Origin of the sequence: Nocardia sp. NPDC005998, assembly GCF_040614395.1 — a bacterium.
In the GTDB taxonomy this organism is placed as follows: Bacteria; Actinomycetota; Actinomycetes; order Mycobacteriales; family Mycobacteriaceae; genus Nocardia.
Map to the genome: position 1 here is coordinate 191,954 of NZ_JBEXUI010000006.1, position 12,317 is coordinate 204,270.

Consider the following 12,317-nt stretch of genomic DNA (forward strand, 5'->3'; position numbering starts at 1 on the left):
ATTCGGACCACGCGCCGTTCCAGGTGACGCCATGAATGCGGCATTCGGACCACGCGCCGTTCCAGGTGACGCCATGAATGCGGCATTCGGACCACACACCACCCAAGGCAACGCCATAACTACAGCACCCGAACCACACACCACCCCAGGCAACGCCGTGAATGCAGCATTCGGATGCGGGGTAGCTCGGTGACGGGCGCGCGACCCGGAGATTGGCTGCGCCCCAGGCGCGCCGATATTGCGGCAGAACAGATTCTCGACGCCGCCGCACAGCTGTTCGTCGAGCGTGGTGTGGCGAATACCGGCATGGGCGATGTCGCGAAGGCCGCGGGCTGTTCGCGCGCCACCCTGTATCGCTACTTTCCGAACCGCCAAGCTCTGCGAATCGCGTTCGTGCACCGCGAGGCTCGTCGGGTCGCGGCCGCGGTCGCCGAGCAGGCTCGCGATATCACCGACCCGAGCGAGCGCATTGTCACCGTCATGCTCGCCGCACTGCGCGAGGTCCGCGCCGATCCGGCACTCATCGCCTGGTTCACCGCGGGCGATGCGGGCATCGCCAATGAGATCGGGCAATCCTCCGAGGTCATCGAGGCGATTGCCGCGGGTCTGCTGCCGCCGACCACCGATCCCGAGCGTTCCCGCCTGGCGCGCTGGCTGGCCCGCATCATCATGTCGCTGCTCACCGCCCCCGGTCGCGACGACGCCGATGAGCGTGCGATGCTCGAACAGTTCGTCGCCCCGGTCGTCACCGGCTCCTTCGCCAACTGAATTGTCTTGACTTGGAGGGCACTCCAGGTCGTAGCGTCGAGAACGTACGTCACTCGATCGTCGACCAAGGAGGAGAGCCAGCATGATTGCGACCAGGAAGCTCGGACAGCTGACCGTCGGTGCGCAGGGACTGGGCTGCATGGGTATGAGCCAGGCCTATGGCGTGCGCGATAGCGATGACGAATCCATCGCCACCATCCACCGTGCGCTGGATCTGGGCGTGACCATGCTGGACACCGCGAATGTCTATGGCCCCGAGACCAACGAGCGGTTGGTGGGCAAGGCCATTGCCGACCGCCGCGAACAGGTAGTACTGGCAACCAAATTCGGCATCGTCTGGGGCGAGGACGGATCCATGGGCGCCCGCGGCGATGCGGCGTATGTGCAGCAGAGCTGCGATGCGTCGCTGGCCCGGCTCGGTGTCGATCACATCGACCTGTACTACCAGCACCGGGTCGACCCGAATGTCCCGATCGAGGAGACCTGGGGCGCGCTGTCGGAGTTGGTACAAGCGGGCAAGGTGCGCTACCTCGGCATTTCGGAGGCCGCGGCGGCGACCATCCGCCGCGCGCACGCGGTCCACCCCGTGACCGCCCTGCAGAGCGAATGGTCGCTGTGGACACGGGATATCGAGGCCGAGGTGCTGCCGACCTGCCGGGAACTCGGCATCGGCATCGTGCCCTTCTCACCGCTCGGCCGCGGCTTCCTGACCGGCGCGATCACCTCCACCGCCGATCTGCCCGCCGACGATATGCGCCGCCGCCTGCCGCGATTCGCCGAGGAGAACTTGGACCGCAACCTCGCCATTGTCGCGGCATTGCGCGAGCTGGCCGCCGAAAAGGGCATCACCGCAGGACAGTTGGCCCTCGCCTGGGTGCAGAGCCGCGGCGACGATGTGGTCCCCATCCCGGGCACCAAGCGCCGCACCTACCTCGAGGAAAATGTCGCCGCCGTCGAGATCACACTGACCGCAGACGATCTCGCCCGCATCGACGCCGCTGCCCCCGCAACCGCATTCGCCGGGGCCCGCTATCCCGAACACCTCGCCAGGGCCGCCGGGCACTGACGCTGGTCACGGCGCTTTTCGGTGGGCGCCGGTCCGGGCCTGCGGCGAACGGATTACGATCTTCCCGCTTTTGCTAGTCGTTAGCTGCTCCATCAGGTCACAGCCGATCAACAGGAGAAGGTAATTACATGGCAATTTCCCGGAAGATCGCGACAGCATCGGTTGCTGCCGCCGCACTCGCCACCACGGCCTTCGGTGCAGCGCAGGCCACGGCCGATCCGATCGCCGGAGGCTGCTCCGACGGCCAATTCGATTTCACCACCAGCCCATTGAGCATGACGAGTGCGCCGACCACCGCGACGTGGAGCGGTAACCTCAACGGCTGCTCGGGCACCCCCGCCCCCACCGCCACAGTCAGCGGCACCTTCAACGGCACCGGCAGCTGCTTCGGCGTCACCGGAAATATCGACGGTTCGATCAACTGGTCGAATGGTCAGGTCAGTCGGATCCGGGGCCCCTGGCGCGTCCAGGGCGGTCTGGTTGCCGCGAACACCAACACCGTGGTCATCGTCGATGGCCCCGGCTCCGGCACGCAGATGGCCATCGACGATGGCGGCATCATCAACCCGACCGCAATGACCGGACCGTGTCTGTCCGGCAATGTCCGCGCCGCGTCAATCGGAATCACCGAAGTCCGCTTCGCCTGAATCTCCCTCGACCGAATGGGTGCCACGCCTTGCCCGGCACCCATTCTCTCGAGCGACCATCCCCCCACGACCCAGCAAATCCAACCCCGGACAAGCGATCACCATGCGCTCGTGCAGGCAAACGTCGAGAGCCCCTGCACTAGCGCATTCTCGCCTTTTTTGGGGGGTTAGTGGACGGGGCCGCTGGCGGAGAAGGAGGTCAGAAAGCAGACGAGGTCGGGGATTTGGGCGGTGCAGACCTTCCAGATGGGGGTGGCCTGGTCGATGGGGGTGGACTGGTCGATGGGGGTGGACTGGTCGGCGGAGGCGGCCGGTTCGAGGGGGATGGCTGAGGCCGGGATGGTGGCGGCCATGGGGGCCAGGAGCAAGGTGGCGATGAAGAGTCCGGCACGTAGGCGGGTGCGCATCATGTCGATCCTTTCCGAATGGTGAGGGGTCCGTTCGTTGGCACGTTATCGAGACGATGATCTTGGTGGAGAAGACCTGCCCCTGGAACCGGGGCCAGCACGCTGGATACCTGAAACACCATGTGGCGGTTCGTATTTCCGGCTACCGCAGGGCCCTCGAAGTACGCGGGCCGCGCCGAAGCTCACGCAATGGCTCGGGGTGCTTTCGGAGCTCGGCCGAAGGCAGTGATCAAAAGGGCCGCACCGGCCAGTGCCCCGCCGAGCCACAGCACCGCGGTGATGCCGAGGCGATCGGCGAGCAGACCGCCGAGTAGTGCGCCGAAGGCGATGGCGGCGTTGAAGACGGTGGTGAGCAGGGCGGATGCCGCCTCGCGGTGGCTGGGGGCCGAAGCGACGAACCAGGTCAGCGAGCTCACCGAGACACCGCCATAGGCCAGGCCCCAGACGACCATCAGCAGTGCGGCGACGATCAGCGACCCGCTGATGGCCAGTAGCGCGAGGACGGAGGCGCTGAGCACCGCGCTGATGATCAGCAGGGTGCCGCGCGGTGCGCGGACCACGTAGTTGCCCGCGACGAAATTGCCCAGGATGCCTGCGATTCCGTAGATCAGCAGCAATGCGCCGATCATGGCGGGATGGGCGTGGGCCAGGTCCTCCAAGATCGGACGGATATAGGTGTAGGCGGCGAAATGACCGGTTACCAGGAAGGCCACGATGAATAGGCCGGTCCGCACTCGGGGGTTGCCGGATAGCCGCAGGACACCGTGCAGCGAGACGGCACGGTCTGCGGGCAGGTTCGGTAGCAGTGCCGCCAACATGAGCAACACCAGCAGGGCGAGCAACCCGGCGGCGACGAAGGCAATGCGCCAACCGGCGAGTGCACCGAGGAAGGTGCCCGCCGGAATGCCGAGCACCGAGGCAATGGCGACGCCGCTGAAGACCACCGAGGTGGCGGTCCCCGCGGACTCGGGCGGCACCAGCCGGACCGCGACCGCCGCCGCCATCGCCCAGACGCCGCCCATTCCGATGCCTACGAGCACCCGGCCCACGACCAGCACCGCGAAGACCGGCGACCATGCGGCGGCCAGATTGCCGAGCACCAGCACGGCGAGCAGCGCGCATACCACCCAACGCCGATCGAAGCGGCCGAAACCGGAGGTCAGCAGCGGCGCGGCGACGGCAGCCACCAGGCCGGTGACCGTGAGCGCGAGTCCGGCCGTGCCCTCGGTGACCCGCAGTGCGGCACTGATCGGGGTGAGCAGGCCGACCGGCAGCATCTCCGCGGTGACCACCGTAAAGGTGCCCGCCGCCACCGCGCAGACGCCGAGCCAGCCACGCAGCGTCGAAAGCTCCGGCATTGAACTCGCCTGGGGCGATACCGTTTTCGCGACATCGTGCACTTGTGTCATGTCATCCACTCAAGAGATCGCACGGTGCGGAAACAACGGCGAAGTTCTCATCGTTCCATGAGCTGGGCTCATCGACCGACGTCAGCGGCCGATCCGGGTTCGCGGCGAAGGCGAAGGGACAGATATGGGCACCCTGGAAGTGCGTGAGCTGGAGGCATTTCTCGCACTGGCCGAGGAACTGCATTTCGGGCGCGCGGGTGCCCGGCTGTACCTGTCGCAGAGCCGAGTCAGCCAGCTCTTGCGAGCGCTGGAACAGCGGGTCGGTGCCAGGCTCGTCGAGCGCAACAGCCGTCGGGTGCGGCTCACGCCGTTGGGCGAGGATTTCCTCGCCGATCTGCGTCCCGCATACCAGGCGCTGCGGGCAACGGTGGACGGCGTGCGGGCCGCGGCGCGCGACGTGAAAGGACTGCTGCGCGTCGGTTTCCAGGGGTCCTACAACGATGATCTGCGCAATGGCATCGATTTGTTCCACCGTAGGCATCCCGACTGCGCAACCGAATTGGTAGAGATCCCGCTATCGGACCCGTTCGGATCGGTGTATCGCGACGAGGTCGACGCCGCCCTCGTCCTGCTCCCGATGGGAGAGGCGGATCTCGTTCTCGGGCAGGTCTTTTCCGAGAACCCGCAGACACTCGCGGTCGCCAGCGACCACCCGTTCGCACAACACGACAGCCTCGATGTGGAAGACCTCGGGCAGTTCCCATTGATCGGCGTGCGCGGGCCAGCACCGCAGTACTGGCAGCGGGCGCAGGCACTGGAGGTCACCCCGAGCGGACGTGCGGTAGCGGCCGGGCCGATGGTCGCCACGCTGGCCGAGGGCCTGGCACAGGTGGCGGCGGGGCGCGGAGCCATGCTGTTGTGCGCGTCGACCGCCGCGGACCATCGGCGCGGGTCCGTCACCTTTGTGCCGATCACCGGACTCGCGGCCTCCCGTCTCGGCCTGGTCTGGCATCGCAATCGGGAAACCGCCCGTATCCGCGCGTTTTCCCAGGCTATTGCGGCGGCGCTGGCCGACGGTACCGTGGAATGAGGCCGACCCGGCAGGTCTGGGCCGGTAGCCGCGGGGAGGCAGCGATGGTGCAGATCAAAGGTATGCAGACACCCGACGCGGATGCGCCGTGGGATGAGATCGTGCCGCAACTGTGGATGGGCGGACATCATTACGGGAACGGCGACGGAGTACGGGTGCCCGCGGTGGTCGGCATTGAATTCGATGTGGTGATAAGCCTTTTCCAGGCCGACGGGCACGGGCCGGGGCCCGGGGTCGAACACCATCACCTCGCGATACCGGATGCGCCGCTGCACGCCGAGCAGTTGGCGGCGGCGCGTGAGCTGGCCGCGATCGCCGCCGCGGCGGTCCGCGCGCAGCGCAGAGTCATGGTGCGCTGTCAGTACGGCTACAACCGGTCGGGGTTGGTGGTCGCACAGACCCTGCTCGACCTGGGCTATTCGGTCGGCGACGCGATCACCCTGATCCGGCGGCGGCGCTCGCCCTATGCGCTGAACAACGAATTCTTCGTCAACTATCTGACGACCGGCCTCGACACGGCGCAGGTCCTATCCGATCTCGAATAGCCGTCGGTGCGGCGGCGCGGCGACGGCGGGCCGCGGCGATAGGGTCCATCACATCGGCAATCGCATGTCACGGGCGTCGTTTCTGCGCGGCGCACTGGGAGCCGGGGCGGCGCTGGCCAGCTCCGGATTCCCGGCGTGGTCGGGCATTGCCACCGCACAACCCACGGACCGGCGCGGACTGCGCGGCCGTATGCTGCTGCCGGGCGACACCGGGTACGCCTCGGCGAAACAACTCTTCGATTCCCGGTTCGACACGAACACTCCGGCCGCCGTTGTCCAGGTGACCTCGGTCGAGGATGTGCGCGCGGCGGTCGCGCTCGCGGCGGAGTCCGGACTGCGGATCGCGCCGCGCGGTGGCGGACATTCCTATGTCGGGGCGTCCGCGGCGGACGAAACGCTGGTCATCGATCTGCGCGAGCTGCGCGATGTGCGCTACGACGGCGGCCGGGTCACCGTCGGGGCCGGAGCTTCGTTATCCGATGTGCAGAACGGTCTGCACCGATTCGGGCAGACCCTCCCCCTCGGCACCTGTGCGACGGTCGGCATCACCGGCCTGACCCTCGGCGGCGGTATCGGCATCGAGTCGCGGCGGCACGGATTGTCATGCGACCGGCTCGATTCGGCAAGCATCGTGCTTGCGAATGGCGAGCTGGCCGAAACCTCCGCGACCAGCGACCCGGACCTGTTCTGGGCGCTGCGCGGGGGCGGCGGGCAACTCGGCGTCGTCACCTCGCTGACCTTCCTGACCTGCCCCGCGATCCCCAAAGACATAGTGCGCCTGACCTTTTCAGCCGAGCGATTGGCACGGGTGATCACCGGCTGGGCCGACTGGCTGTCGACTGCGGACCGCAGCGCCTGGGCGAATATCGACGCATCCACCGACGGCCACGGCACCATGGAGTGCGCCGTCCTGCTGGTCTGTCCCGCGGACACCGGCGCGGAACACACCCGCACCTTGACCGCGGCCACCGGTACCGACCCGCTGACCGTCCAGCGACAGACCCTCGACCATCTCGAAGCGTTCGGTGCACTCGCCGGTGACAGCGACGCACCGCGCACCTGCTCGGTCGCGGGATCCGATGTCGTAGCGAATATTTCGACCGATCTGGCCGACCGAATCGTCGAAACCCTCACCACGCTCGCGGATGCGCCCGGCCGAGTACTCATCGACCCACTCGACGGCGCGGTGCGCGATCTCCCCAGCGAAGCAACGGTTTTCCCGTGGCGCGACCACGCGGCCGTCCTGCAGTGGATCATCGACGATCCCGTCGACACCGGGCACTGGATCGCCGATGCCCATCGAAATCTCGGTTCGCATTCGGCCGGCGCATACGTCAACTATCTCGAACCATCGGACTCCCCCCGCCGCTACTTCGCCGACAATCTCGACCGACTCCGGCGCATCCGCACCGCCGCTGATCCCGACAACCGGCTGCACCCGACACTCGCACTCTGAATCGGCACCGAAATGCCGAGTGCCCGGCCTCGGTACCCGCCGAGGCCGGGTCACTGAGCTCGGCGCGGATCAACGCGGGGCGTTGGCCGGATCGGCGACGGTCGGGTGGGTTCCCTCCCGGTGCGCCCGGCGCGCATCCTCGAAGAACTCCCGCGAGAACATCGCCGACAGCACCGCGATCCCCGCGCGGTGCACCCGGAATTCACTCCGGTTGCTGGTGCCGGTGAGGCGGATGACACGGCCCGCGACATCCTTGGGCCGCGCGAAGTCCTTGACCCGGCCGCGCCCGGTCCACCGCAGTTCGGTCTGGTCGATGACGGCGTCGTCGGGGACGAGCAGCTTGACCATGGCGTGGTCGAGGTCGGCGTGCACCACGATCTCGCCGTCGCCGGTGATCAGCGGCGAGCGCAGGTCGATGACGACGCTGCCGTAGCGAGCGGTGACGTCGAAGGCATCGGCGTCGGTCCAGTCACCGAGGCGCTTGGTGGTCTCGTGGTCGACGTGGATCCGGGTGGGGGTCTTGGCAGTCATTTCTCTGTTCCTTTCGGGCGGCTTCCGCTGATGAACTAATAGTGGCATATGAACTAGTTGCTTTGCAACTAGTTTTTGAGACCCTAGTTGTCCGGACACCACTAGAATGGTCGGTATGACGGCATCGACGCAGTTCAAGCGCTCGCCCCTGGCGATGGCGCTGCTCGGCATCCTGCATCTGGAACCGATGCACCCCTATGCGATCCAGCGGCGGATCAAGGAGTGGGGCAAGGACAAGGTCGTCAATGTCACCCAGCGCGCCGCGCTGTACAAGACGATCGGCAGACTGCAGGAGGCCGGGCTGGTCACCGTCCGCGAGACCGGACGCGATCAGCAATATCCGGAGCGCACGGTCTACGAGATCACCGATGCGGGCCGCGCGGCCTGCGCCAGCTGGTTGGCCGAGATGATCGGCGAACCGCGCAACGAATATCCGGACTTCCCTGCGGCACTGTCATTTCTGATGCTGCTCGGCCCCGACGGCGCCCGCATCGAACTGGAACGGCGCGCAAAGTCGGTGCGCACGAAGCTCGCCGACATGGATACCGATGCAGCGCAGGCCGCCGCGATGCAGCTGCCCCGGGTGGTGATGCTGGAGGACGAGTACCAGCGTGCAGTCACCGAAGCCGAATTGCGTTGGCTCGACAGCGTTATCGCCGATCTGGCCGCGGGCACGCTGACCTGGTCCAGGGAATCCTTGCTGCCGTACCGGGAGCCCTAGACCGGACCGGCCAACTTCGGTGCCCGACACGCACTTTGGCGCGTGCGGGGCCATGATGGATTGCGTGGCAGGAAAATTCGTCCCGGTGCCCGACTGGTTCGCCTGGGAGAACCAGGATTGCGGGATCGCGGTCGCGGATATCGATGGTGACGGCAACCCCGATGTCGTCGTGCTCATGGTGGACGATCCACAGGGCCAGAACACCGGGTCCTATCGGGTGGGCAAGGGTTTGGCCACCGATGGAACGACGCAGAGTTGGGGTCCGTGGCTGCCGGTGCCGGATTGGTACGGCTGGGAGAACCAGGGCGCTGGCATCGCCATCGGGGATCTGAATGGCAACGGTCGGCCCGATCTGGTGGTCTTCCTCGTCGACAATCCGCCCGGCCAGAACCAGGGTTTCTACCGGATCGGGCGCGATCTGGACGCCGACGGCACGGTGACCGGCGGGTGGACGCCGTGGATCGCCGTACCGGATTGGTACGGGTGGGAGAACCAAGGGGCCGATATCTGCCTCACCTCCATCGATGGCCGGACCACCCTGGTCCTGCTGACGGTCGACAATCCGCCGGGTCAGAACAGCGGACAGTTCCGACTGGCCAAGGGCCTGACCGCCGACGGTGCGGTCGGTGAATGGACGCCGTGGGTCGAGGTGCCCGACTGGTACGGGTGGGAGAACCAGGGCGCAGGCATCACGGCCACGGATCTGGACGGCGACGGCAGACCGGAGCTGATCGTCTTCGCGGTGGACGATCCCGACGGTGTGAATGCCGGTGTCTACACCATCGGCTGGGGTCTGGAGGGGTCGGGGCACGCGGTCGACGGCTGGAGCGGGTGGACCGGGACGGACTGGGGATTCGCCGAAAACCAAGGCGCGGCAGTGGCTTTGCTGCCACATGCGGATGCGGCACCGGAGCTGGTGGTATTCACCATCGACGCACCCGAGGGTCCCAATGCCGGCTATCTGCGCGTGCTCGAACTGGAGACCGATCTGACGCATGCGCCGCATCTGGGCCTGTGGCGAATTCTCGATTTCGGCACCGAGATCAATCCGGTGCACGCCGCCGTGCTGCACACCGGCGATGTGCTGTTCTTCGCCGGTTCCGGTAACGATCCGGACCGGCACGATGCCCACGAATTCCGCACGCGGGTATGGCATTACCCGCGGCCGCAGCTGAGCGCGCCCGCCACCCCGATCGATCTGTTCTGTGTCGGCCAGGCGTTCCTGCCGGATGGCAGGCTGCTCGCGGCGGGCGGCACCGAACGCTACGACCCGTTCTATGGACTCCAGGACGCGCTGATCTTCGACCCGGCGACATCGACCTGGAATGCCCAGCCGGATATGGCCTTCGGGCGCTGGTATCCGTCACTGGCACCGCTGCCGAACGGCGATATCGTCGCGGTATCGGGTCTCGGCACCGACAACTTCCTGTCCGTCATTCCGGAAGTGTTCGATGCCGGGACCGAAACCTGGTCCCAGCTGCCCTCGCCCGGCCCGATTCCGATGTACGGACATCTCGTCCTGCTGGCCGACGGCAGGCTGTTCTATACCGGCGGCCAGTACGGCGCGAACAACGGTATGCGACCGTCGATCTGGGATCCGGCGACCGGCGCCACCGTCGAGGTGCCCGGCCTCACCGATCCGGGATCGCGCAATCAGTCCACCAGTGTGCTGCTGCCACCCGCGCAGCAACAGCGGGTCATGATCCTCGGCGGCGGTGGCTTCGATATGCACAGTCCCGCACCGGCGCTGGCCGATACCAGAATCGTCGACCTGACCGCGGCGGCACCGGAATACCAACCGGCGCCGCCGATGGACCATCCGAGAATGCACCTCAGCGCGGTATTGCTGCCGGACCGAACGGTACTGGCCACCGGTGGTTCCGGAATGGAGGAGATGGCGCACGCCGCACCACCGCATGCCGAGATCTTCGATCCGGCCATGGGCACCTGGATGCACACCGCACCGTGTCGCGTCCCGCGGCTCTACCACTCGATCGCACTGCTCACCCCCGACGGCAAGGTGATCACCGCGGGCTCCAATCCGGCGCGCAAGACCGAGGAACTGCGCATCGAAACCTATTGGCCGCCTTATCTGTTCCAGGGCGAGCAACCCCAGCTCGCGCTGGCCAGCGATACCGCCGCCTACGGCGGGACCGTCACCGCGACCACCGCCGCCACCCTGCGCGAGGTGAATCTCGTCCGCCCGGGTGCCTGCACCCACTCCTGCGATAACGAGCAACGCCTGATCGATCTCGAATTCACCAGCACCACACCGGATTCGGTGACGATCACGCTGCCGACCAATCCGGCGCTGGCACCACCGGGCTGGTATCTGGTGTTCGTCGTGAACGACCAGGGCGTGCCATCGACCGGACAGTGGCTGCACCTGAGCTGAGTGCACCGGCGATTGTGCGCGAACACAGTTGGTGACCGACCCGACCGTGCGGTCCCCAGCACCCGGTCCGGTTGCCACGCCGCCCGCGCGCCCGGCCCGTAAGGTAGGCGAATATGGTGCCCACCGAGATATCCGAGCTGGTCGAGTCGATCGTGGAGTCGTATCTGCTCGACGGACCGCGCCGCTACACCCGGACCCAGGTCGCCGAGCAATCCGGGGCCACTACCAAGCTGACCAAGCGGCTGTGGATGGCGCTCGGCTTCCCGGCCGGAGTCGACGATGCCGCGGTCGACTACACCGACGCCGATATCGCCGCGGTCCGCAATTTCCGTGCACTCAATGTGCTCGCCTCCGCCGACTCCCGGCAGCAGGCCGCGACCGCGCGCACCCTCGGCCAGGGTATGGCCCGACTCGCGGAATGGCAGGTCGATATGGTGCTCGCCGAGATCGGCGAGCGCATGGCCGCGGCCGGGCCCGGCGCCGATCCGGCCGCAACCGCCCGCGCCGCCACCGAGGCTGCCATTTCGACGCTCGAACAGCTCAATACCTACGCCTGGCGCCGTCACCTCGCCGCCGCACTGGCGCGTTCGCTCGATCCGGGCACCACCGCGGGCGAGGCGGTGCGGGAGTTGGCGGTCGGCTTCGCCGATATGGTCGGCTACACCCGACTCACCAGGCATCTGCATCCGGATGAACTGTCGATGCTGTTGGAGGCGTTCGAATCCACCACCACCGCCGCGATCACCGAGAACGGCGGGTGGGTCATCAAGAACGTCGGCGACGAGGTCATGTTCGCGGCCGAGGATCCGGCCGACGCGGCCCGGATCGCACTGTCCATCCAGGAGAGCACGATGATGGTCGGCGGCACTCCCGACCTGCGGGTCGCGGTGGCATACGGCCCGGTGCTGCAGCGCTTCGGCGATCTGTACGGCTCGGTGGTCAATATCGCCTCTCGGCTCACCGGCGTCGCCCGCCCCGGCACCGTACTCGTCGATGACGACGCCGCCGCCGCGCTGGAGGGCAATCCGGAGTTCGATATCCGCAACCTGCGCAGTGTGCGCGTCCGCGGCTTCAATCGCCTGCGTCCACACACACTGCGGCGCTCTGTCTAATTTGCAGCGCCTGCGGCGCTGCGTGTTCGCGGCCCCGAAGATTCAGCATCGCGTAGCGATTCGATGAGGGGTGGTGGTCGGGCGACGGGTGGGCCTCGCGTCCGAGCCGTCGAGACTCGCGACTGCGTCGCATGCTCGGCTGAGCCTTCGGCTCGGACGGGAGACAGGCCGCGAACTGTCGCTTGTAAGACTCGCTCCATGGTGGCTGGGATGGGTGTCTGGACCACGTC

At 67.0% G+C, this 12,317-nt stretch carries 12 protein-coding genes; 9 read left to right on the plus strand and 3 right to left on the minus strand.

Going from position 1 to position 12,317, the window contains the following annotated elements; translation table 11 throughout:
- The first annotated feature begins 189 nt into the window (after window positions 1-189).
- The 3 genes from ABZ293_RS12315 to ABZ293_RS12325 all read left to right on the plus strand — a co-directional run bounded on the left by ABZ293_RS12315 (window position 190) and on the right by ABZ293_RS12325 (window position 2,481).
- Window positions 190-768: a helix-turn-helix domain-containing protein gene (locus ABZ293_RS12315; protein WP_355179877.1), complete on the plus strand. Its 579-nt coding sequence runs from the start codon at window positions 190-192 to the stop codon at window positions 766-768.
- 82 nt (window positions 769-850) lie between these two features.
- Complete coding sequence (locus ABZ293_RS12320; RefSeq protein ID WP_355179879.1) at window positions 851-1,834, plus strand: aldo/keto reductase; 984 nt, start codon at window positions 851-853, stop codon at window positions 1,832-1,834.
- Between the two features lie 128 nt (window positions 1,835-1,962).
- Window positions 1,963-2,481, plus strand: a complete 519-nt coding sequence (locus ABZ293_RS12325; protein ID WP_355179881.1) for a hypothetical protein — start codon at window positions 1,963-1,965, stop codon at window positions 2,479-2,481.
- Between the two features lie 167 nt (window positions 2,482-2,648).
- On the opposite strand, the gene ABZ293_RS12330 is transcribed toward ABZ293_RS12325, so the two are convergent.
- Together ABZ293_RS12330 and ABZ293_RS12335 are read right to left on the minus strand one after the other, a co-directional pair.
- The gene (locus ABZ293_RS12330; protein WP_355179883.1) at window positions 2,649-2,891 is read right to left on the minus strand and encodes a hypothetical protein; all 243 of its coding nucleotides are present in this window, start codon (window positions 2,889-2,891) and stop codon (window positions 2,649-2,651) included.
- Between the two features lie 179 nt (window positions 2,892-3,070).
- Window positions 3,071-4,297: an MFS transporter gene (locus ABZ293_RS12335; protein ID WP_355179885.1), complete on the minus strand. Its 1,227-nt coding sequence runs from the start codon at window positions 4,295-4,297 to the stop codon at window positions 3,071-3,073.
- A gap of 124 nt (window positions 4,298-4,421) precedes the next feature.
- On the opposite strand from ABZ293_RS12335, the gene ABZ293_RS12340 reads away from it, so the two are divergent.
- From ABZ293_RS12340 to ABZ293_RS12350, 3 genes are all read left to right on the plus strand, one after another.
- Complete coding sequence (locus ABZ293_RS12340) at window positions 4,422-5,327, plus strand: LysR family transcriptional regulator (protein WP_355179887.1); 906 nt, start codon at window positions 4,422-4,424, stop codon at window positions 5,325-5,327.
- Window positions 5,328-5,371: 44 nt separating this feature from the next.
- Complete coding sequence (locus ABZ293_RS12345) at window positions 5,372-5,872, plus strand: hypothetical protein (RefSeq protein WP_355179889.1); 501 nt, start codon at window positions 5,372-5,374, stop codon at window positions 5,870-5,872.
- Between the two features lie 64 nt (window positions 5,873-5,936).
- Window positions 5,937-7,328, plus strand: a complete 1,392-nt coding sequence (locus tag ABZ293_RS12350) for an FAD-binding oxidoreductase (RefSeq protein ID WP_355179891.1) — start codon at window positions 5,937-5,939, stop codon at window positions 7,326-7,328.
- A 69-nt stretch (window positions 7,329-7,397) separates the two neighbouring features.
- Here ABZ293_RS12350 and ABZ293_RS12355 read toward each other — a convergent pair whose 3' ends face one another.
- Entirely contained in the window at window positions 7,398-7,859 is a 462-nt protein-coding gene (locus ABZ293_RS12355) for a hypothetical protein (RefSeq protein WP_355179893.1), read from the minus strand.
- Between the two features lie 115 nt (window positions 7,860-7,974).
- Between ABZ293_RS12355 and ABZ293_RS12360 the strand changes: the two genes are divergently transcribed.
- From ABZ293_RS12360 to ABZ293_RS12370, 3 genes are all read left to right on the plus strand, one after another.
- Window positions 7,975-8,580 carry a PadR family transcriptional regulator gene (locus ABZ293_RS12360; protein ID WP_355179895.1) on the plus strand — a complete coding sequence of 202 codons (606 nt, stop codon included), beginning with the start codon at window positions 7,975-7,977 and terminating at the stop codon, window positions 8,578-8,580.
- 64 nt (window positions 8,581-8,644) lie between these two features.
- A complete protein-coding gene (locus ABZ293_RS12365; RefSeq protein WP_355179897.1) occupies window positions 8,645-10,975 on the plus strand; it encodes a galactose oxidase-like domain-containing protein in 2,331 nt (776 codons plus the stop codon).
- 113 nt (window positions 10,976-11,088) lie between these two features.
- On the plus strand, window positions 11,089-12,087 hold the full coding sequence (locus tag ABZ293_RS12370) for an adenylate/guanylate cyclase domain-containing protein (RefSeq protein ID WP_355179899.1): 999 nt from the start codon (window positions 11,089-11,091) through the stop codon (window positions 12,085-12,087).
- Window positions 12,088-12,317: the final 230 nt, after the last annotated feature.

What these genes read in the sequence shown, in the direction of transcription:
- ABZ293_RS12340 (WP_355179887.1), top strand. Translation starts at nt 4,422, where the DNA reads ATGGGCACCCTGGAAGTGCGTGAGCTGGAGGCATTTCTCGCACTGGCC.
- ABZ293_RS12350 (WP_355179891.1), top strand. Translation starts at nt 5,937, where the DNA reads ATGTCACGGGCGTCGTTTCTGCGCGGCGCACTGGGAGCCGGGGCGGCG.
- ABZ293_RS12330 (WP_355179883.1), bottom strand. Translation starts at nt 2,891, where the DNA reads ATGATGCGCACCCGCCTACGTGCCGGACTCTTCATCGCCACCTTGCTC.
- ABZ293_RS12325 (WP_355179881.1), top strand. Translation starts at nt 1,963, where the DNA reads ATGGCAATTTCCCGGAAGATCGCGACAGCATCGGTTGCTGCCGCCGCA.
- ABZ293_RS12370 (WP_355179899.1), top strand. Translation starts at nt 11,089, where the DNA reads ATGGTGCCCACCGAGATATCCGAGCTGGTCGAGTCGATCGTGGAGTCG.
- ABZ293_RS12320 (WP_355179879.1), top strand. Translation starts at nt 851, where the DNA reads ATGATTGCGACCAGGAAGCTCGGACAGCTGACCGTCGGTGCGCAGGGA.
- ABZ293_RS12355 (WP_355179893.1), bottom strand. Translation starts at nt 7,859, where the DNA reads ATGACTGCCAAGACCCCCACCCGGATCCACGTCGACCACGAGACCACC.
- ABZ293_RS12345 (WP_355179889.1), top strand. Translation starts at nt 5,372, where the DNA reads ATGGTGCAGATCAAAGGTATGCAGACACCCGACGCGGATGCGCCGTGG.
- ABZ293_RS12360 (WP_355179895.1), top strand. Translation starts at nt 7,975, where the DNA reads ATGACGGCATCGACGCAGTTCAAGCGCTCGCCCCTGGCGATGGCGCTG.
- ABZ293_RS12335 (WP_355179885.1), bottom strand. Translation starts at nt 4,297, where the DNA reads ATGACACAAGTGCACGATGTCGCGAAAACGGTATCGCCCCAGGCGAGT.